This is a genomic window from Nonomuraea maheshkhaliensis, from assembly GCF_039529435.1.
In the GTDB taxonomy this organism is placed as follows: domain Bacteria; phylum Actinomycetota; class Actinomycetes; order Streptosporangiales; family Streptosporangiaceae; genus Nonomuraea; species Nonomuraea maheshkhaliensis.
In genome coordinates this window covers 24,985-43,575 of the sequence record NZ_BAAAMU010000011.1, presented here as the reverse complement: position 1 = coordinate 43,575, position 18,591 = coordinate 24,985, and the positions used below count along the sequence as shown (strand labels likewise).

Sequence of the window (18,591 nt, the reverse complement as noted above, 5' to 3'; positions counted from 1 at the left end):
GGTCTCTATCTGACCTGAGGAGCGACAACATGTGGGATGGGTACGACGAGCCGGATTCCTCGGGCTACTGGGCTCCATGGACGATCCACGCGCGGCGGATGGAAGCGAAGGGCACTTGGGGCCGCGAGCGGCGGAACTTCTACGCAGGCAATGGCCCGTTCGAGTGGGGAGTGGCGGCGTTGATGACTCGCGCCGACTACGCCGACTACGTCGACTCACTGGAGGAAATCAGGGTCGGGGCGTAAGCACGCGTCCCCAGCTCATCGACTTGCGCTTAGCGTGAGCTTTTACCCAAATATCGAGCTTTCACCCCTAAATGTTCGGCTTCCGCACCATCACTAGCGCCTTCCCTCCGAGACGTCAGGATCTGACCATGAAGTGGTACGACCGACTTACCACAGCGACCTGGATCGATCACAGCACTGGCGCGAAAACCCCGATAGGGGATCTGACTCCAAAGGAAGCCCGCAACGCCCTCGCGTGGCTCAGTCGGCACGATCAAGGCGTCGTCATGGCCGCAGTCAAGGCTCTCGAGGAGCGTTTCGAGTCCGACGTCGAAGTGGGCGCCATGATGGACGACCCGCGTACGTGGCTCATCAACACCCCGCTCGTGCAAGCTCTCACTGAGCGTGCCGCTGCATGCATCGGACCTCGCCCCAGTCAGCGCACCGCCCCCGCAACCTCGCTAAGCGGCGTTCGCACCGTCCCGGCCTCCTCGGACACCTTGGGCATTCTCATTCCTTTCCCGGGCACGTCTTAAGGCGTCTAACACGGACGCATTGCCGCAGAACGAACCTCGAAGACCGAAGCATCGCTACACGTCGAGCATGCGGTCACCCTTTACGTGCACGTTCAGTCCGTTCACGTGCACATGTTCCCCGTCACCTCCGTAAGATGAAGGGCCGAAGATGTCGCATGCGCTAGTTGTTCATTGCAAGCGGAACCCATACGACATCTATATCGGCCGTCCTTCGAAATGGGGCAACCCCTTTGTCCTGGGTCGAGATGGCACTCGCAAACAGGTGATCGCGAGTTATGAGCGCTGGCTCGTTGCTCAGCCGCAGCTTATAGCCGCGCTTCCCGAATTGGCCGGCAAAGTACTTGGGTGCTGGTGTGCTCCGCACCTATGTCACGGCGACGTCCTTGCGCGAATGGCCAACCAGAACAGTCCGTTCGAAGACAACTTGCAGGCGGAGCAGGGCAGGCGGCCTCATCGCGAGGCTCCCAGGGTGATCGATTACTGGCCTCTCTTCTGAATCTTCCGCAGAACACCGGAGAGTTGGTAGGCGAGACGCCACGTACAGAGGAAATCACCTGCTCCGCTGACATCCTGGCCGATCAAATGCCCGCAGCAACTCCCAAGCTGCCCAGCCGCAGATGTAGGATGCTGTGCCAGCGCTTGGGAGTAATCTCGAACTGTGAACCGGCCGGCAAGGAGGAAGCCTTATGACGTTCGGCGAACTAGTCGACTACCTTCAGTGGAACCGCGCCGAAAACCCCCATGCTGCCACCTGGGCGATGGAAAGAAGGTACCGGATCATCGTCGACGGAGAATCCGCTGTCAGCATTCGCGGCAAGGGCATGAAGATGACCTTTCACGAGTTCGTTGACTACGCCGTCGATCTGCTGGAGCGTCAATCGGCTGTCGCAGATACACCGATGGACAAGGAATACGGCTTGTATTTCTACGGATACTCTACAGTGCGGCTCTCGGATTGCGCCTACGACTGATCCGCTCCCGCCGAAAGGCCGCCTTTCACGTATCGCCAGTCTCACCATGTGCACGCCTCGTCGGGAGGAGGGCACATGGCGGACCCGAGCTTGGCAATGCAATCCAGCGGTCTGAAGTTCGGTGACGGCGTGGCTTCTTATCGCGCTGGTGGCCGGCCGATGGCCGCCTTGGAGCGGCTACGACCCAGTGACACCTAGATTCTGGAGGACGAGCACGTCACGTCTGCGGTGCTGCAGACCACGTGCCCTCGGTCGCACGTGGCTGACGTGAATCGGGCGAGCTGCTGTTGCCCCTGCCGGCATCGTTCTGCGCGCTGCTGCTGTCGTCTGACGGCGGCGCGGACCCGTCTTTGACGGACGAAGACGTTCCTGTGCGCGGGCGGCCGCGCGGCCGTTTTGTCGTTCGGGAAGCAGGACCGTCGGGCTTGATGCCCAACTCGCGCAGTTCTGGTGTGCTCCACAAGCTGCTGATCCTGGTGTACAGCTCTTCTCGTGCCTTGAGCCTGTCGGCAAGCTGGAGTTGAGCCTTCTCAATCTCCTCGTCCAGCAGCGCGAGGTTCACCACCGCGGTGACTCGATCGTTCGCGAGCGCTCGGGCGCGCTTCTCCACGGCCTTGACATTGTCATTAACTTCCATGACAAATCACCGTAAGGGGTGTTATGGCCGAAGGAAACCCTTGTTTGATGCCTGGTGCACCGGTGCGAAGTCAAGGCTGGACGCCGTCCCTCATCTACCCCCGCCAAAGGACCTCGTCATGGGCTATTCCCTCATCCCCACCGCTGCCCTGGTCGGATCCACCGGCCGTCTAGTGAACGTCGAAGCCGACGTCAGCCCGGGCCTCCCCACCACCCGGCTGCTCGGCCTCCCCGACACCTGCTCCAATCCCACGCTGGACAGAGTGCGCGCTGCCGTGGCGAATGCAGGGCTCGACTGGCCCTCCATGCGCGTCACCATCAACATCTCTGCGCCCGATGCCGTGAGGCCCGAATCCAGCTGGGACTTGGCCATTGCCATCGCCGTTTTGGCCGCCGCAGACACCCGGGTCGACCAGGCACAGCCGACAACGATGCTGCTGGGTGAACTCGGTCTGGACGGCAGCATCCGACCTGTTCGCGGCGTCTTGCCTATGGTGATCAGCGGTGCTCCGCATGTGACCGGTGCTGTCGTGCCCGAGGCCAATGCCGATGAGGCCGCGCTGGCCCCAGACGTTGCCGTGCTCGCGGCCCGCTCGCTCAGCCAAGTGGCGCAGATGCTCAAGGGCGGCCACCTTCGGCCCGTCAAAGCGCCGGACACCGCGCCATACAGGTTGGGCACAAGCCCATCAGAAGGACAGCTCTCAGACAAAGTTGTCCAGCCGGACCTGCGAGACATCGTTGGTCAGCCACTCGGCCGGTTCGCGCTGGAGCTGAGCGCCGTCGGCGGCCACTCCCTGCTACTGGTCGGACCGGCAGGCTCCGCCAAAACGATGCTCGCCGAGCGACTCGTGACCCTTCTGCCGGACCTGAGCGATGAACAGGCGCTCGAAGTCGCCGCGATCCACTCTGCCGCAGGACTGGCGTTCCCGCCGAGTCGTGGGTATCAGCGGCCACCCTATGTGGCGCCCCACCACACGTCGGCCACGGCCGCGCTCCTGGGAGGCGGCACTAACCTCAGGCCCGGCGCCGTGAGCCTTGCCCATCACGGTGTCCTCGCACTCCTCGACGCTCCCGAGTTCTTGTCCTCCGCCCTGCAGGCCTTGCGCTATCCCTTGCGCGAAGAGCAGGTGACCCTCGCCCGTGCTGACGTGACGGTGAGCATGCCGGCCGGTGGCATCAGCGTGCTCACCGCCACTCCCTGCTCGTGCGCCACCCCAGCGAGGAACGCCTGCGGTTGCTCCGCTCAGATCCGGCACCGCTACCGGCAGCGCCTGAACCCGCTGCTATCGAACATCGACATCACGGTGTACCTCAATCCGACCAGCGGGATGGACCTGCGCGCCGCCTCGGCCGCCCCAGAGTCCAGCGCCGATGTCGCCGCACGTGTCGCGACAGCCCGGAGACGCAGCGCCAAGCGGCTCGAGCTGACGCCCTGGCGGACGAACGCCCAGATTCCGGCCACCGCGTTGGTGGGAGACCTGCAACTGTCACCAACGGCGATCACGCCGCTGCTGAGGGCCTCGGACACGGGGGCGCTGTCAGCTGCCAGCCTGGCCTCGGTCCAACGCATGGCCTGGACGCTGGCGGACATGGCGGACATCCCGGAGCCGACGGCGAAGGAGACACGGCTGGCTCTGGCCTTGGCCAAGGGCCTGGACACCGCCACGTTCACGCGCAGCGGGTAGGAGGAAGAGTTCGGTGGCCGGAAACAGCCGTACACCAGCAGCTCGTGAGCCGGTGATCAGCAAGTATCGTGTAGCGATCATGCGCCCGTACGGCCCGGCCGGCGATGCATTGGAGCTCACACCGGTAGGCAATCCGTACGACGACCAAGCACGGGCCGAGCTCGCTGCCAGCAAGGTGGAGCACACCCGCGTCATCGCCCTTTACCTCGGCGGGAAGTCCAGCGCCGACCCACCGGGCCGGCCCGCTCCCAACCAATGGATCATGATCTGCACTGCAGAGGCGTGGGAAATGCCTCTCCCCACGTGGGGATGCGCGGCCAGAACGGTTGACCGGATCGCGCGCATCAGGAGTGTGGCGCCCCACACCGGATCGTGACCCGCCACACACGCGTCATCGCCTGGCTTGAGGCAAGAGCGTCTGATCAGCCTGGCGCAGCCGTAACACAAGCTCTCGCGGAAGCTGGCGAACCTGTCGTCCGATGCCATCCCCACAGCACGAACACCGGCAATTCACCTTCCGGCTCTCTGCCGTGCGCACCAGCAGAACATCCAGGAGGTCCCGATCAGTCAGCATGACGGCAGTTCCGAGCCTGTGAAGGCGGAGGAGCGCGATCTGATCGGCGAGCCCGTTATCCCGGCCGAACGCGACCCGCCGCACCAGGACATGGCCGAGGCCGCCCGGCGTGCGGCTGAAACCGTCACGCGGGAGGGCGCGTCGTGCGGCGTGGCCGATGGTCCACGACGTGCCCGACGTCGGCACCGTCAACCTTGGCAATGTGTGGCGCCGGCTCGGTGATGACCGGTTCGACATCGGCTTGTATGAGCTTGTCGAACTGCTCGCTGAGCGGGCTGGCGGTGTCGCGCGGAGGCCGCGCGCGGGAGTGCGCAGCGTGCGCGCCGGGCGGGACAGCCGCACCTTCGCCGCCATGGATATGGACCCGGTCAACCGGCAGGTCCACGTCGTCGCGTGGTTGCCCCGCAGGCGAATCGGGCCTGGTGGATGAGCTGCGCCTTCGAGGTCGACACCGATGAGGACGAAGCAGCGTTCCTGACCCCGCTCTGGGGAACCGAGTTCGCCGTCTGCGGCAGGGGCGGTAGCACCGTTTTCCATGACCGCAGGGCGGGCCTCTCGGACGCATTGTCGGCCGTTGGTATCTCGAGTGGCTCGGCCGCGGCGCCGTGCGTGAGGAACTCGGTCTTGTCCCGTCGGGCCCGCGCGCGCCGCTCTCCCCTTGAAGCGCTTTCTCACCCGGAGTATGCAGCTGTTCAGTCTGGAGATTGTCCACGGCGAGAAGCCGATCGGCCGAGTGAGATTCGGCGACGCGGATTGCCCGATCGTGGCAGGTGACCTTCCCGACAAGGTGCTCGGCTGGATGGCTGGGCACGGCGCCTTTGGCAGCGCCCTGGATATCCACGTCCTGGTCACACCATACGGCCAGAAGCCGACCGGCCAAGGACCCATCTGCGCGAGAACGTCAGAGGCGAGATTGGCCGCGGTGCTGCGCTGATGTGTTGGATCCTCCACAGGAGGAATCCGGCGCGCCGCGCCAGACCCCTGGCCCATCACGCCGATGCGGGCCCGGTCGACTTACCTCTCTCGTGAAGGCCCGCCTTCGGTGATCGCACCAGGACGAGTTGATTCACCGATGCCGCCCCCGCATCGGCTAACGCGCGCATATGCCCTGGCCCGTCTCGCCGGCCATTCGACGGCTGCCACCTGAGCAGTTTCCGGCGCCACCCTGTCTGACCGTCCTCGCGCCACCACACGAGCAGCACCCTCATCCGAGCAGCAGAGAGCAGATCAACATGTTCGCATCGCGTACTAGACGCGGCACTGCCCTGACCGTCGTTGCCGTAATCTCCGCCATGACCTTCTACCCGTCGGCCGCTCAGGCCGCCGCCGGCGTTCAGCAGCGACGAGCCGCCAAGGCGGTCGCGATCGCCGAGGCCCAGCTCGGCGACCCGTACCAGTACGGTGCTACCGGCCCGGCCGCGTTCGACTGTTCCGGGCTTGTCCAGTACGCCTGGCGGAAGGCCGGGGTGACGTTACCGCGGGTCACCGGCCGGCAGTACAGCACTCTGCGTTTCAAGGTCTCATGGGCCGAGGTCAGGCCCGGCGACCTGATGTTCTTTCGAAGCTTTGGCCACGTGGCCATGTACGTCGGCGGCGGCCGCATCATCCACGCCCCCCGCACAGGCGAGCGCGTCCGCCTCGAAAAGCTCAACCGGTCATGGTTGAAGGCAACCTTCTCAGGAGCGGCCCGCCCTGGTGCGGCCTGACGCCTCGACACGCCCTTCTCTCGTCCCCCATCCCCAGGTGCGAATACGAGCACGACGGGACCGCCCGGAAGGACGCTCTCGATGAGCAGAGATCTGACCCATCTGACCCGTAATAGCTACTACGGGTACCTCACACAAGAGAACGTCGAGGCCGTCGCAGCCCGGCTGCGCAAGACATTCGGCAACCGCCCACTGGTGACCGTCCGAGCGTCCCCGGATCGCAACAACGGCATACCCCAGGTCAATACCGGCTGTCGCCTGACCGAGCCAATCATCGTCCTGACCTATGACGATGGCCGACGAACGGCGCTGACCTTCTCGTGCGGCTGGTCTCACATGTTCGACGCCGGCCCCCGTGACCAGCACCACGCCCGTGACCTGGATGACCAGGACCGGACACGAATCGCCTTCGACGGGGAGACCTTCACCGCTTCCGTACAAGCTCCTGGAGGCCTGGACCACTACGTGTTCACGCCGGAAAGCAGCAACCAGGGATGAACTGGCCGCTACCGACAACTCCTGAGGAGTTCGTCGAAGCTCTCGCCGCCGGCGGCATGCCGTTCGCCGACGACGATCCTGCCTTCTGCCCCGTACACGGCTGGCACTGCGAGGAGGGATGCCCGCGGTGAGCAGTCTGCACAGGCTCACCCCCGCGCGGCCGCCTGGCGGAGGCGACCATCAACGAATCGCGGACCAGCCTTGCCCGGCTCGGCGAGCGACCGTTCGTCGCCGCGACTAGTCCGTTCGCGTGCTATCACGCGGGTCCCCCGCACTCGCCGAGCTGGCAGGGACATCGCGACGTCTTCAGGCCAGGGCAGTCGCCAATGGCCGAACTCGACTCATCCGACAACGCCGATTGTCAGACATCGAGGCCTCACGCCTCGACAACATCAGCAGTTCGGAGGGAAGGCCCCGCATGGGATCAACCTCGACACACCGCGAGCCAGGAATGAGCGATCGCGAGTTCATGGAAGGCGAACTTCCGAACACGCTAACTGCACAGGGTTGCATCCTAGCCTGCGCAACCGTCCGTGGCGTCTTCTACGCGGCCGTGCAAGAAAGGCGCTCAAGCAAGGTCTGGGCGCTGGTGGTCCTCATCAAGCGCGGCCGCGGCTACTACAACTGCACCTACAAAGAGATGGAGGAGCGAGACGGTCCGGTTGAAGACCATTGCCCCGTCCGCATCCTCGAGCTCCTGAGCCCTCTGCCGGCATGTAGCCACGACGAGGAGTACTGCCGACTGTGCAACGCCGAAATAGCACTTGAGGGTGGCCAGTGGAACAGCCGGGCGCTACCGGGGCAACGCCCAGACGTTGCTGGCCCACGTTGCATCCGGGGCTACCCCATCGGCGCTGCCGCCCCAGACGGAAGCGCGCCGCTCCACGAGCCGGGCGGGACCGCGTCGTGCAGCACGTGCTGGGCCCGGAACTGGCGTGAACGGTGTCGCGCGAACGACGAAAGGGAACGTCAAGCCAGACGGCGCGCCAAGGCTGTACGGCCGGGAACCCGCGTCCGGTTTGGCAGGCCCTTGCAGTTCAGCAACGGTGAACAGCGCGACACCTTCATCTTCGTGACACGGTCAACATTTCGCGCACCCGACAGCAACGATCGCTACAGCATTCCGCGCTGGCGCATCGACCACGAATTCAAAATCATCTCCCCACCCCTCGCTTGATCCCGCCGTACCTCTGACCAGCCGCGCCGGGCCTCGCACGCCGACGCCCGGCGTGCCGGCGGCATGAGGTTCGGCAACTGTGCCTCGAACCGCGTCGGCATCGCATCGTGCGCAGTGTACGGGACATCATCGGCACCTGTGCGCGCCAGCCGCGGAGCTCCCTGCCTGCTGGCCCGCACCGCACTGAAAGGTCACCGTGACCGAAGGCACTCACCACGCTCACACCGCCCTCGGAGCACCCGAACAGCCGGAACCCACCCTCACCATCGTTCACGATCGCCAGCATGGCACCATCGTCTACGGCACGACCCGACGCGACAGCGCAGGACCGATCCTGCACGCGGCCGGCTTCCGTGGTTCCGACGCCCTCGACGTGCCCATCAACGACGAACTCGGCGACGCCTACTGGTACGTGCCGCACTCACGACGTCGTCACGCCGACCGATGGAAGATCGACCAGGCCGCCGCCGCGCTGCGCGACGCCGGCTGGCACGTCACCGTCACCATCGACAACACCACGCCCGCCACCGGCTTCTGGGCTCTGGAAGCCGAACGCGCCGCCCGCGCCCAGACCCGCGCCGAACGGCTGGAACAGCGCAGCCAGACAGCACGCGGCACCGGCCAGGCCATCCTGGCCGCCAACGACGCCACCTACGGCGCGCTCAACGGAACACCCCTACTCGTCGACCATTACAGCTACCAGCGACACAAACGACTGCTGGAACGGCTGTGGAAACGTGACAGCAAAGCCTTCGAACTACTCCGCGAAGCAGATGCACTTCTCGGCAGGGCCCAAGCGGCGCGCAACTTCCGCAACCACCGCGAAGGCGTCGGTGTCACACGGCGGCGCATCGCCGAGCTCGAAAAGCACCTTCGCGACATCGAACGGACGATGGCCGGGCGCACCGAGCGGTGGGCCGTTCAGGCGGTCGTTGAAGGCTCTGAGCCGGAGAAGGTCCGCCGCAGCCGAGAGCTGACCGAACGCGGCGTGCCCTTTGCGGTGATCAGCGCCGACGACAGCGCGGTCCAGGTGTGGCTGGGGCTGGGCGAACACAGCAAGAAGGTCCTTCTCGCCGAAACGGTTGAGACGGTGGAAGAGATCGCCTACTGGGAAGATCTGATCGAAGCCTCCGGGAAGAAGGTATGGCGTAACACCGACTTCACCGTGGGCGACTACGCGTTCACGGGTGGACGTTGGCGCGAAGTCGTCGGCGTCAGCCTCAAGTCGCTGACCGTGCCCGACCGGCTCACATCCCCCACCGTGAAGCTGCAGTCCATGGCCGAGCTGGCGCACCACATGCGTCATCCGACGACCAGCACGATGCCCTACGACCAGGTGCACGACCAGATGACGGCGCAGCAGGCGCGCGAACGCTTCCCCGAAGCCTTCGCGTACGAAGATTTGCCGCCCCTGCCGCCGAGACCCGCTGCCCGCCGAGGCAAGGTGCGCCTCAGCCAGCAGAACGGCCCACAGCACGAGGCGTGGCACTTCATCATCGGTGGCCAGACCTACCGAGCATCGTGGCAGCAGCCCGAATCCTGGTACGGCCCGCCCAACCCGATCAAGGCTCCGGCACCGATCCGGATCTCCGAGACGTTCGGCCAGACCAGCCGGCCGGCCGAACTCATCACCGAGCTGTCCGTGCCGGCCGATGTGCGCTGGCGCGAAGAAATCGTCAACGTGTTGCGCGTCTGGGTCGAACAGCACGCTCGTGCGCACACCGCCGAAGCGGCTGCCCCCGGCGCCCCTCAGTGAGACGGCAGACACCACGACATCACCGTCGCCCATCCACGCAATACTCACATCAAGCCCGCCGTTTGATCGCCGAGGAACCTGCTGATGCCCCCTGTACGCACTCTTCCGCCCATGCCGGAGGCGATAGCCGCGCTGCCCCGCGATCGGGGCTACCCGGTTCCCTGGGTGTCTTGCTGGGCAAACGGCCAGTTCATTGTCCGCAACACACCGCACTCCGGGCTCGTGCGCCGCTGCGGCTGCACTCCCGGCCAGGGGCGGGCGCTCATCGGCACCCCGTGCGCCGATCGCCAGCGGCGCGCCATGCGCCAGCGACTGTGCGGCACGTGCGGGCGGCCACTCACCTCGCCCATGGTCTTCATCGGCGAGCGTGACATGCCCTATTCGCAGGAGCCTGCGCTTCACGTCGAATGCGCGGTCTTCAGTCTCCGCGCCTGTCCGCATCTCCTCCATCACGGCACGTCTGTAGGCGTCATCATCGCCTCCGCCTACGGGATCATGGAAAGCCGCGTTCTCGGCTTCGACGACCGCGGGAATCCGATCCGGCGCCTATGTCCCGCAGGAGACGGCAAGCGCACCGGAGGAGCGCTTGAATGCTTGATCGCCCGAATGCCGCAGAGCGCGCTTCGACACCCCGCTGAAGCGTGGCTTGCCGCCACCGGCTGAGCGCACTGCTCACGGTTCGTCCCTGACGTTGATCCCTACCAGTGGAAGGGCCTCCACATGGCTGACCTCGAGAATCTCGTTATCGCCCGCCGGCTGCGCGTCCCCATCGGCGACACCCTCGTCGGCTCGAACCCGGGCCGGGGAGAAGTGGCCGCCCGCCAGCTCGACGCCGCGCTGCTGAGCGTTGGCTTCAAGTGCTCGGCGGCTCTGCTGGAGCGGCTTTCGAAGTTGCGCGTCGAGACCGTGATCGACCTCGGCGTGCGCGTCCTGGCCGCCATCCGCGAACTCGTGGGCGACCACGTGCAGCACAACGCGTACTTCATCAACTTCCCCCGCAACGTGCCCGACACCATCGAGTTCTGGGTCGACCTGCTCAGCAAGGCACTGCTCGACCCGGTCGCCGCTGCACGCGTCGCCCAGCCCGGGCCGCTCAACCTGCTCGCGCTGCCCGAGTACGGCCGCTACCAGCACACCTACGCCGACCTGCTGGCCGCGCACGCCGAGCTGATCCCGCTCGCCGGCGACCGGATCACCATGCTGGAGCTCGGCGGCAGCCTGAAGTCGGAGGCGCGCGAACTGTTCGTCTCGCTGGCGGGCTCGGAGGTGCCGTTGTCCGCCGAGGACCTGGCGGCGCTGCGCACGCTGGCCGCGTTCTGCGCCGACGAGCCGGAGCGTATTCCGGTGCGCGAGAACCGAGCGGTCATCAATGAGATGCGGCTGGCCTCCCACCGGCCGCTGCTTGTGGACACGGTGACGGACGTGCTCCGGCTCGCCTGCGGCATCTCCGGCGGCGACGTCACGCTGGACACGCCCACCCGTTTCCGGTCGTTCCGCCGGGCCGAGCGCCGCGCCCTCATGCGGGCTCTGGACACGGTGGTCACGCCAGCCAAGCTTGGCGACGTGCCGCGCCACAGCGAGCAGTGGAAGCGACTTGGCGAGCGGCTGCACCCGCACGACTACCCGCACCTTTGGCGCGCCGCGCACGTCTTCGAGGTCGCCAGAGGCGAACGCAAGGCGCGCAGCTTCGACAGCCGCGTCGAGGCGGCCCTGTCGGACGGCCGTACCGATGACGCCGTAGAGCTGCTGGGCAATGCGCCGGGCGCGCTGCTGCGCCGCTTCGATCACCTGCTGCGCACCGCGACGTCCCCTTCGGCCGTGCTCGACGCCGCGGAGAAGGCCGCGACCAGCGCCTCCGGGCGAGTCCTGCTGTCATTGCGCGAGCACCTGCAGAACCGGCTCACTCCCGTTGCCGGTCGCGTTTTCGCCAACCGGCGCGGCCGGGCGTGGACGACGCCCGACACCCGCGCTCCGATCAACGAGGACACCCTGTCGCGGGCGGTGGCCGTCCTCGACGAGGAGATCACCCGGCGCCTGCCCGACCTTGGCAAGCTGATCGTCGATCCCGAGGTGCTCGACGTCGCGCTGCCGCTGTCCGGCAAGGCCGTCGCGCCCGGGCTCGGCATGCTGCCGCGCGGCTCTCTGTCGGCGGTGGACGGTGAGCTGCTGCGGTTCTTCGTCTACTGGCGCCAGGCCAGCCGGCGCACTGACTACGACCTGTCGGCCCTGATGCTGGACGCCTCCTACGGCGATCCCGAGCACGTCTCGTGGACCAGCTACCGCAACGCCTTCGCGGAATACTCTGGCGACCTCACCGACGCCACCAACGGCGCGAGCGAGTTCATCAACATCCGCCTCGCCCAGGCGACCAAGCCGATCATCATCCCGCAGGTCAACATCTTCTCCGGAGAGCCGTTCGACGAGGCCGCGGAGGCGTTCTTCGGGTTCATGCTCAGGGGCGCCGAGCAGGAGGGCAGGCCGTTCGAGCCGCGCACGGTGCGGATGAAGTCCGACCTGCGCGGGTCGGGGCGCGTCGCGTTGCCGCTGGTGTTCCTGCGCGGCGGCGACGGCGGCTGGCAGGCGAAGTGGCTGCACCTCTACCTGCAGGGACATGTCAGCTTCAACCGCGTGGAGGGTAACCGCGTCACGACCGCCTCCCAGGTGCGCGCGATCGTCGAGCGTGATTACCTGCGGGTGCGTTACCTCGTCGGGCTGCTGGAGCGGAAGAATCCGGCCGGTGACCACACCACGCATATCGCTCTTCAGGCGCCGGCCGATCTGCCGGACGGTGTGAAGGTGTACACGCCGTCGGCGCTGCATGAGCTGATCCCCGCCTGAAGCTGGTACAGTAAAGATCATGAGGCCATGGGAAGGCTTCCTTCTCATCTTTGGAAAAGAATCTCTAGTCTTCCCGCTTTCCTCGTTTACTGGCTGTGAGGCCATTCGATGAGCTTCCTTCTCATCTGGTTCAAATTCAGGTAGGCCCTTTGGGCCTTCCGGCATCTAGCTCCCGGGCTTCCCTCACAACAGCCAGCCTGCCCGGTTCCGCGCACGCGTGCTCAGGACCGCTGCCCTCCCCGCCACCCAGCACGCCAGGCGGGCACACCTTCACACCCGCGCCGCAGCAGGATCGTCACCACGCGCGCGGCGCACACCACGGTGGCCACCACGATGCTCGACGCGCGCAGCCCGACGGCCACACCGCCGCCGCTCGTCAAGGCGCGGTGTGAGGTCGCCGCAATCGCCAGGACCCCGCAGCAGCGGCTCCAACCGATACCGCTAGGCGGACGGGAGTCTCACACGGAGTTGACACCTTGGCGTGCCGTCCCGCGTCCTTCACATCGGCAGTTCCAGGCCCTGAAGAGGGTCCATGAACCGTGAGGCCATCTCGAATGAGGTGCTGTGGCGGTTGATCCAAGATGCACCAGACTTCGACGTCTACGAGATCGTTGAGGACATCGGGTTCACCTACGGTTACGACCTCACGACCTTCGCCGGCATTCCGGACGAGGAGTTCTGGGCGATCGTGGAACGCCACAGGCTCCCCCCGCTCCCGAACGGAGCCCGTCGTACCCGCCCAACGTGGTGACACACCTCTGCCGACATTGAACCGCAGCCTTCAGCCGCGCACCCTCCACCTCTCATCGCCGCCGCCTGCCAAGGAAGGAGCACACCCATCGCCATCACCGATACGACCGACCCCACTGCCACATTGGTAGAAAGCGCCCTACACACCATCACCACCACATGGCGTTGGCAGGTGCGCATCGACCTGCGCCGCCGCCACATCGGCTTGACCGTCGAACGCGACGCATCGGTCACCGTGACCATCCCGCCGGGGGTATCTGCTCAAGAGGTCGCCCAGGCCGTCGCGGGCAAGGTCGACTGGATCGCCCACCGGGTGCGCCTTGCCCGCGAGACGGCTCCGGACCACCCGGTCAAGGAGCTCGTCGGCGGCGAGGGGTTTCCGTGGTTCGGGCGATCACATCGACTGCGCCTGGTCGACGACAGCGACGACGAACCGGCCGTCCGGCTGGAGCCTGGCCCGTCCGGCTGGCTCCGCCTTCAGCGCAGATACGCCCATGACGGCCAAGCCCTTATCGACTGGTACAGCGCCGGCCTGCAGGAACATCTGGCCGAGACCAGCCGTCAGTGGCACTCCCGCCTGGGGATCCGGAACCCGGTCACCTACCGCGCGGCCGACCTTGGCGAAAATCAGTCCGCCGTAAGGCTTGGCTCAACCCCGACCCTGACCCTGCATTGGGCCGCAGCCCAGCTGCAACTCACCCAGGTGAGTTACCTCCTGGCGCGCGAACTGTGCCACGTTGCTGCCGGTCGGCGACTCGGACAACGAGAGCACCAGAGCCGTCTGAACGCGTGCATGCCGGGATGGGCCGACCACCTCCGCCTGATGGCACAGGACTGGCGGCGAACATGGATCGGGGCCGTCTCCCTCCCCCGACCGCAGACGCGCCCGGACACAGCGTTGTACTGCCGGGTTTGCCAGGGCGAAATCGCGCCGGGCGCGGAACGACAAGTTGCCGCCGTTGAACCTGGCACGAATCCCTGGTGCTGTCCTATGTGCTGGGTGCACCAGGCCTGAACGGACGAAGCATCATCTACAAGACATCGGTCGCAGCGCCCACACATAGGCCCTCCTTGCGCAAAACCGCCCAGTTACGTCCGCGGCGGGCGTCGCCAACGATCATTCCGCCGCCCAGCTCGCCGCAGCGCAGCATTGGCGGAGCATGAGAACGCGTCATCGTGGCCGGAAGCATGGTGACGCGTTGCCTCGCAATCGGTCCTCAACCGTCCCCGCTCATGCCTCAACTGCTGCGCCCGCTGGATGATTTGCAGAGCGTATTTCTCGGCGTCGAAGTAGCGAAGCGCGTAGGGATACGTGATCTTCATCGCCGAGGCGAGCTGCTGGCCTTGTTCTTGGACCCCACGCCGTAGGGACTCCACCCCAATAGCATCGAGTACGAACCCCCGCGCCTTCAGATGAGCCAGCACCTGATCAGCAAGGCGGACAACGCGCGGACCATACCGCGCTCGCCGCGACACGGCCGGCACGGCCGGCTCAGAACCCGCCGCCGGTACGTGATCAAACAATCCCATCCTGACATTATGCCGTCCACCGCACCAGGCGATCGGCCGGACCGTCGAACTGACATCCGAAGCAGCGGCTGAGATCACACGGCCCTGACGGCGCGAGCCTCACCAGAAGACGCACAAAGGCAGCTCGGGCGGAAGGTTATCCCGGCACTTAGTTGATGAAATCACCCACGTCCTGCGCTCCGGAAGGCCACGCCGCGCTGCGCGCGGTCGCCCTCCGGGCGAGCCTTCCTGCACTCCGGACGTGGGTGATCCCCGATCCTCAGGTGCCGGGACCAGCCCGGCTGGCACCAAAGGGGACCGCGCGTGTTCAAGCTGGAGGACCTGGTCGCACTCCGTAAGGGCCGTGGGCTCACCCACGAACAGGTCGCCTCGCGAATGGTGATGACAGTCAGCAACCTCAAACGGCTGGAGAGGACATTCCTCTCCGGCGAGGGAGCCCACGCCCTGACCGTGTTCGATTACGCGGCGGCGATCGGCTATCCCCTCCGTCCCACCGTTGAGCAGCTGGTGCGGCACCGGGTTGCAACTGATCCATCGCCTCATCGGGTTGCCGAGGCGATGGGGATCGGTGTTGGGAGCGTACGCCGGCTCGAACGCAAGCTGATGTCCGGTGGGGGTGGCCACATCCGCACAGTGCTCAAGTACAGCGCAGCCGTAGGCATGCCTCTGACACCCACACCGGATCCCGATTTCACACTGCCACCTGACAATCCGGCACCCCGCTCGCGCTCCTCCACGACGCCTACGATGAGCCAACGGCAGCGCGCCGAGGAGACTCATAACTTGGCCGAACAGGTCCGGCAGATGAAGGCTGCAGACATACGCATCCAAGACATCGCCACGCGCCTGCAGATGGACCGCAAGACCATTCGCCGGTATCTGGATCCGGCGCGAACCCAGCAGCAGCTCGCCAGAGAACGGCACCGCGACCAGGAACGCCGACGGCTGGCCGCGAGAGCACACCAGATGGACGCCGACGGCAAGAACGTCAAAGAGATCGCTGAGAGCCTACAGATCTCCCACAGCAGCGTCTTGCGGTACATGAAACAGTACCCGGCCGAAGCGGACGGCTGAGCGCTCGGACCGTCCTGCCCTGCCCACCTTGCCGTCTCCCCGCCGTGCGTGGTGAGACCCCCCTTGTCCGAGGCCGCTCATCTCCGCACTGCCCGGCGACAGGCCGGGCAGAACGCGGCGAATGACGGAGCCGGCACGAGGCCGGCGGGCGCCGGAATCGCCTGCATGCGCGTACCGCCGACGTCTTGGCGTCGCGACACGCCACCACGGAGCCGCCCACATCATCCTGAGCGGCCCTCTCTTATTTGCTTCGTCTGATCTGGAGCAACTCGTGATCACCACCATGGTGACCCACTTCGGCTTGGTGTTCGTCATCCCTCGCCATTTCGCCCACCGCAGCAGCGGATTCGCCCACTCCATTCACCTCACCCGCAAGGTGTGGAACGCCCTCATCGAGAACGACGACCTCGCCGACGAGCGAGCCCATCACGTCCGCTGCCACGACCTGCTGTGGGAGACCGCCCACGTCGCCGCCCAGATGGGCGAAACCAGCGCCGCATCGACCCCCATGAGCGTTGTACGCGAGCGCGCGAACGCGCAGCTTCTGGAAGCGACGGTGGCCCTCTGGCCTTCGCAGTCCCCACATGGCCCACTGACCATCGCGTTCGCTGAGGAAAGTCCCGCCACCACCTGACAGCCGGACAATCCGCCGACCTGACATTGCCTCTCCACCCCCTTGCCGCGGTAGCGGTACAGCGAAGGGATTCCCATGCACGACGCTCGTCCCATGCCTGCAGCCATGCTCCATGAGGCGCATCAGGATGCCCCACACTTCTACCCCCCGCTGCGCAACTTTGTGTGCTTGCTCACCGGGATAGTCATCGGTTGCGCACCCGTCCTCTGTCTCCTTCTGGCCAGAACCGACGCCTGATCCACGCCCAATCGACGAGCGAACCCCACCACGCTGACGCCGCGCGGAAGTTCGCCAGCTACCGCCAGTTCGACCGCGCCCGAGCAGGGCGTGCACGGCGCAAACCCGGCGCAACCCACAGACCCACCTGGAGGCGGCGCGGAGTACCAGGCCCGCCGTCTCCGGGTGTCCCATACCCCGGGCTCTTCGCCTGCACAGAAGAAGCCCGTACGCAGGGTCCTCCGGCACCAGCCCGGTTCCACAGCGCACCCGTTTCGCGCGTCAAGGCCACGCCTACGGCAGACCTTGACCCACTCCACGGGTGTGCCGTCCTGGGGATGCAGGCGCCGGAGCTTCCCGCCCTCCGACGAAGCGCGTGATCTCCCAGGCCACTGATCCAGCCGCCTTCCGGCCAACGCCCGCACCGAGCGAAGCAACGCACCATGCTGCAGAGCACCATCAGCAACGAGGGACGCACCTACACCAACCTGCTGCCGGTCATCGTCAGCTCCGGCGCCTACCAGCTTCCCGAGGGCACCACCCACTGGGGCTTGCGATCGGTGCATCGCGACCCGGAAACGGGCGCGCGCTACTCCCGCCTCGGATTCCCGTATCCCGAGCCGGGCCACTGGGTGACCGCTCCTGGCCCCATCGCTCCGGGCAACCGCAGCGCGTGCCCACGGGCGGAGGGGGATGGCTTGTGCCTGGCCACGAACGACATCGACCTCGCTCAGGTAGACAGCGATGGCGAAGCGTTGCTCTGGAGCAGCGCGCCGATCTGGAAGGCTATCTCCAGCAGCGGAATCCCAGCCAACCATCTGCTCCTGGTCGCCTACTCGAGATCCGACATCCTCGGTGGTGATTACACGCGCGGCAAACTCCGCGTCCGACGCATGTTCATCGTGGCTGATATAGACGGCCTTGCGCTGATCACCGACCACGGGACCGGAGCTGAGGTCGCGGGGCTCAACCTGCAGATCGAACCCACCTGGTCGGGCGGATACTTAGACCAGGCGTTGATGGCCGGCGCCACACTCGCCGAATACACCGCAGCCCATCGCGACCGTATCGAGCTGTCAGCGTACGCGTCCGCCCGCGCAGCAGGACTGACGGACCACGAGATCCGAGCCCTGCAGCCCAGCCAGTTGTTGTTCCTCTTGTCCTTGATCGAGGCCGGCGCCAGCATCGAACAGGGACAAGCGGCGCTCGCCGCCAACGTCGATCCAGACTGGTACGAAGAAGCGCTCGATGCCAACATCGACCACGCTGACATTCTCGACGCGCACAAGCGCGCTGGTTACCGGTGGGATGACCAACAAAAGTACATCTACATTCTCGGGCGTATACACGCCGTCAACCACAGCCGATCATGTAGGGCCGCCACGATCCGGATCCACGCGCGCCTCTACAACGCAGTCCGTCAGGCCGGGGCCAGCGATCGGCGCGTCCGGGCCGCGCACAAGGCGGGCATCGATTTGTATACCTACGCCCGACTCCTCCGTGCCAAGACGACTCACCGCCAGATCTTCACCGCGCTGGATGCCAACATTCCGATCAAGCCCTACGTCTACAACCGCTGCAACGGTGTCAGCGACGAGACGATTCATGCGGCGCACCGCGCGGGCGAGAACCTGTGGTACCTGAGCGCACCCGCCGCCAGTGACGAACCGCCGTTCTGAAACTCGTGACCCAACAGCCCCCGGCGCCCGCCTGGTTATCCGGCACACCCGCTCCGCGCGTCAAGGCCACGCCTTCGGCGGACCTTGACCCACTCCGCGGCTGCACC

At 66.0% G+C, this 18,591-nt stretch carries 21 protein-coding genes; 20 read left to right on the top strand and 1 reads right to left on the bottom strand.

Features of this window, described 5'->3' with window-relative positions; genetic code table 11:
* The first annotated feature begins 29 nt into the window (after positions 1 to 29).
* The 4 genes from ABFX54_RS10025 (at position 30) to ABFX54_RS10010 (ending at position 1,731) form a co-directional block, all read left to right on the top strand.
* Positions 30 to 245, top strand: coding sequence for a hypothetical protein (locus ABFX54_RS10025; protein WP_346103458.1), 216 nt, complete (start codon positions 30 to 32; stop codon positions 243 to 245).
* A 128-nt stretch (positions 246 to 373) separates the two neighbouring features.
* A complete protein-coding gene (locus ABFX54_RS10020) occupies positions 374 to 760 on the top strand; it encodes a hypothetical protein (protein WP_346103456.1) in 387 nt (128 codons plus the stop codon).
* A 148-nt stretch (positions 761 to 908) separates the two neighbouring features.
* Positions 909 to 1,256, top strand: a complete 348-nt coding sequence (locus ABFX54_RS10015; protein ID WP_346103454.1) for a DUF4326 domain-containing protein — start codon at positions 909 to 911, stop codon at positions 1,254 to 1,256.
* Positions 1,257 to 1,446: 190 nt separating this feature from the next.
* A complete protein-coding gene (locus ABFX54_RS10010; protein ID WP_346103452.1) occupies positions 1,447 to 1,731 on the top strand; it encodes a hypothetical protein in 285 nt (94 codons plus the stop codon).
* A gap of 217 nt (positions 1,732 to 1,948) precedes the next feature.
* Here ABFX54_RS10010 and ABFX54_RS10005 read toward each other — a convergent pair whose 3' ends face one another.
* The gene (locus ABFX54_RS10005) at positions 1,949 to 2,368 is read right to left on the bottom strand and encodes a hypothetical protein (protein ID WP_346103450.1); all 420 of its coding nucleotides are present in this window, start codon (positions 2,366 to 2,368) and stop codon (positions 1,949 to 1,951) included.
* A gap of 118 nt (positions 2,369 to 2,486) precedes the next feature.
* On the opposite strand from ABFX54_RS10005, the gene ABFX54_RS10000 reads away from it, so the two are divergent.
* The 16 genes from ABFX54_RS10000 (at position 2,487) to ABFX54_RS09925 (ending at position 18,484) form a co-directional block, all read left to right on the top strand.
* Positions 2,487 to 4,052, top strand: coding sequence for a YifB family Mg chelatase-like AAA ATPase (locus ABFX54_RS10000; RefSeq protein ID WP_346103448.1), 1,566 nt, complete (start codon positions 2,487 to 2,489; stop codon positions 4,050 to 4,052).
* A gap of 13 nt (positions 4,053 to 4,065) precedes the next feature.
* Positions 4,066 to 4,428, top strand: a complete 363-nt coding sequence (locus tag ABFX54_RS09995; protein ID WP_346103446.1) for a hypothetical protein — start codon at positions 4,066 to 4,068, stop codon at positions 4,426 to 4,428.
* A gap of 367 nt (positions 4,429 to 4,795) precedes the next feature.
* The gene (locus tag ABFX54_RS09990) at positions 4,796 to 5,056 is read left to right on the top strand and encodes a hypothetical protein (RefSeq protein WP_346103444.1); all 261 of its coding nucleotides are present in this window, start codon (positions 4,796 to 4,798) and stop codon (positions 5,054 to 5,056) included.
* A gap of 252 nt (positions 5,057 to 5,308) precedes the next feature.
* Positions 5,309 to 5,560 (top strand): hypothetical protein, encoded by a 252-nt coding sequence (locus tag ABFX54_RS09985; protein ID WP_346103442.1) that lies wholly within the window; start codon positions 5,309 to 5,311, stop codon positions 5,558 to 5,560.
* A gap of 298 nt (positions 5,561 to 5,858) precedes the next feature.
* Positions 5,859 to 6,332, top strand: a complete 474-nt coding sequence (locus ABFX54_RS09980) for a C40 family peptidase (RefSeq protein WP_346103441.1) — start codon at positions 5,859 to 5,861, stop codon at positions 6,330 to 6,332.
* An 81-nt stretch (positions 6,333 to 6,413) separates the two neighbouring features.
* A complete protein-coding gene (locus tag ABFX54_RS09975; RefSeq protein ID WP_346103439.1) occupies positions 6,414 to 6,830 on the top strand; it encodes a hypothetical protein in 417 nt (138 codons plus the stop codon).
* Complete coding sequence (locus ABFX54_RS09970) at positions 6,827 to 6,961, top strand: hypothetical protein (protein ID WP_346103437.1); 135 nt, start codon at positions 6,827 to 6,829, stop codon at positions 6,959 to 6,961. Before ABFX54_RS09975 ends, ABFX54_RS09970 begins: the two co-directional genes overlap by 4 nt.
* Before the next feature lie 320 nt (positions 6,962 to 7,281).
* Complete coding sequence (locus tag ABFX54_RS09965; protein ID WP_346103435.1) at positions 7,282 to 8,007, top strand: DUF6927 domain-containing protein; 726 nt, start codon at positions 7,282 to 7,284, stop codon at positions 8,005 to 8,007.
* 196 nt (positions 8,008 to 8,203) lie between these two features.
* A complete protein-coding gene (locus tag ABFX54_RS09960; protein WP_346103433.1) occupies positions 8,204 to 9,763 on the top strand; it encodes a DUF3560 domain-containing protein in 1,560 nt (519 codons plus the stop codon).
* A 111-nt stretch (positions 9,764 to 9,874) separates the two neighbouring features.
* Positions 9,875 to 10,426, top strand: a complete 552-nt coding sequence (locus ABFX54_RS09955) for a hypothetical protein (RefSeq protein WP_346103431.1) — start codon at positions 9,875 to 9,877, stop codon at positions 10,424 to 10,426.
* A gap of 57 nt (positions 10,427 to 10,483) precedes the next feature.
* Positions 10,484 to 12,601: a TerD family protein gene (locus tag ABFX54_RS09950; protein ID WP_346103429.1), complete on the top strand. Its 2,118-nt coding sequence runs from the start codon at positions 10,484 to 10,486 to the stop codon at positions 12,599 to 12,601.
* A 532-nt stretch (positions 12,602 to 13,133) separates the two neighbouring features.
* A complete protein-coding gene (locus tag ABFX54_RS09945; protein ID WP_346103427.1) occupies positions 13,134 to 13,352 on the top strand; it encodes a hypothetical protein in 219 nt (72 codons plus the stop codon).
* Positions 13,353 to 13,523: 171 nt separating this feature from the next.
* A complete protein-coding gene (locus ABFX54_RS09940) occupies positions 13,524 to 14,366 on the top strand; it encodes a YgjP-like metallopeptidase domain-containing protein (protein ID WP_346103425.1) in 843 nt (280 codons plus the stop codon).
* An 818-nt stretch (positions 14,367 to 15,184) separates the two neighbouring features.
* Positions 15,185 to 15,955: a hypothetical protein gene (locus ABFX54_RS09935; RefSeq protein ID WP_346103423.1), complete on the top strand. Its 771-nt coding sequence runs from the start codon at positions 15,185 to 15,187 to the stop codon at positions 15,953 to 15,955.
* A 271-nt stretch (positions 15,956 to 16,226) separates the two neighbouring features.
* Positions 16,227 to 16,589, top strand: a complete 363-nt coding sequence (locus ABFX54_RS09930; protein ID WP_346103421.1) for a hypothetical protein — start codon at positions 16,227 to 16,229, stop codon at positions 16,587 to 16,589.
* 659 nt (positions 16,590 to 17,248) lie between these two features.
* Positions 17,249 to 18,484 (top strand): hypothetical protein, encoded by a 1,236-nt coding sequence (locus ABFX54_RS09925; protein ID WP_346103419.1) that lies wholly within the window; start codon positions 17,249 to 17,251, stop codon positions 18,482 to 18,484.
* Positions 18,485 to 18,591: the final 107 nt, after the last annotated feature.

Bases quoted from the DNA above. Each gene is read 5' to 3' on its own strand.
- ABFX54_RS10000 (WP_346103448.1), top strand. From the start codon at position 2,487: ATGGGCTATTCCCTCATCCCCACCGCTGCCCTGGTCGGATCCACCGGC.
- ABFX54_RS09925 (WP_346103419.1), top strand. From the start codon at position 17,249: ATGCTGCAGAGCACCATCAGCAACGAGGGACGCACCTACACCAACCTG.
- ABFX54_RS09980 (WP_346103441.1), top strand. From the start codon at position 5,859: ATGTTCGCATCGCGTACTAGACGCGGCACTGCCCTGACCGTCGTTGCC.
- ABFX54_RS10025 (WP_346103458.1), top strand. From the start codon at position 30: ATGTGGGATGGGTACGACGAGCCGGATTCCTCGGGCTACTGGGCTCCA.
- ABFX54_RS09985 (WP_346103442.1), top strand. From the start codon at position 5,309: ATGCAGCTGTTCAGTCTGGAGATTGTCCACGGCGAGAAGCCGATCGGC.
- ABFX54_RS09955 (WP_346103431.1), top strand. From the start codon at position 9,875: ATGCCGGAGGCGATAGCCGCGCTGCCCCGCGATCGGGGCTACCCGGTT.
- ABFX54_RS10005 (WP_346103450.1), bottom strand. From the start codon at position 2,368: ATGGAAGTTAATGACAATGTCAAGGCCGTGGAGAAGCGCGCCCGAGCG.
- ABFX54_RS10010 (WP_346103452.1), top strand. From the start codon at position 1,447: ATGACGTTCGGCGAACTAGTCGACTACCTTCAGTGGAACCGCGCCGAA.
- ABFX54_RS09965 (WP_346103435.1), top strand. From the start codon at position 7,282: ATGAGCGATCGCGAGTTCATGGAAGGCGAACTTCCGAACACGCTAACT.
- ABFX54_RS10020 (WP_346103456.1), top strand. From the start codon at position 374: ATGAAGTGGTACGACCGACTTACCACAGCGACCTGGATCGATCACAGC.
- ABFX54_RS10015 (WP_346103454.1), top strand. From the start codon at position 909: ATGTCGCATGCGCTAGTTGTTCATTGCAAGCGGAACCCATACGACATC.
- ABFX54_RS09950 (WP_346103429.1), top strand. From the start codon at position 10,484: ATGGCTGACCTCGAGAATCTCGTTATCGCCCGCCGGCTGCGCGTCCCC.
- ABFX54_RS09945 (WP_346103427.1), top strand. From the start codon at position 13,134: ATGAACCGTGAGGCCATCTCGAATGAGGTGCTGTGGCGGTTGATCCAA.
- ABFX54_RS09970 (WP_346103437.1), top strand. From the start codon at position 6,827: ATGAACTGGCCGCTACCGACAACTCCTGAGGAGTTCGTCGAAGCTCTC.
- ABFX54_RS09975 (WP_346103439.1), top strand. From the start codon at position 6,414: ATGAGCAGAGATCTGACCCATCTGACCCGTAATAGCTACTACGGGTAC.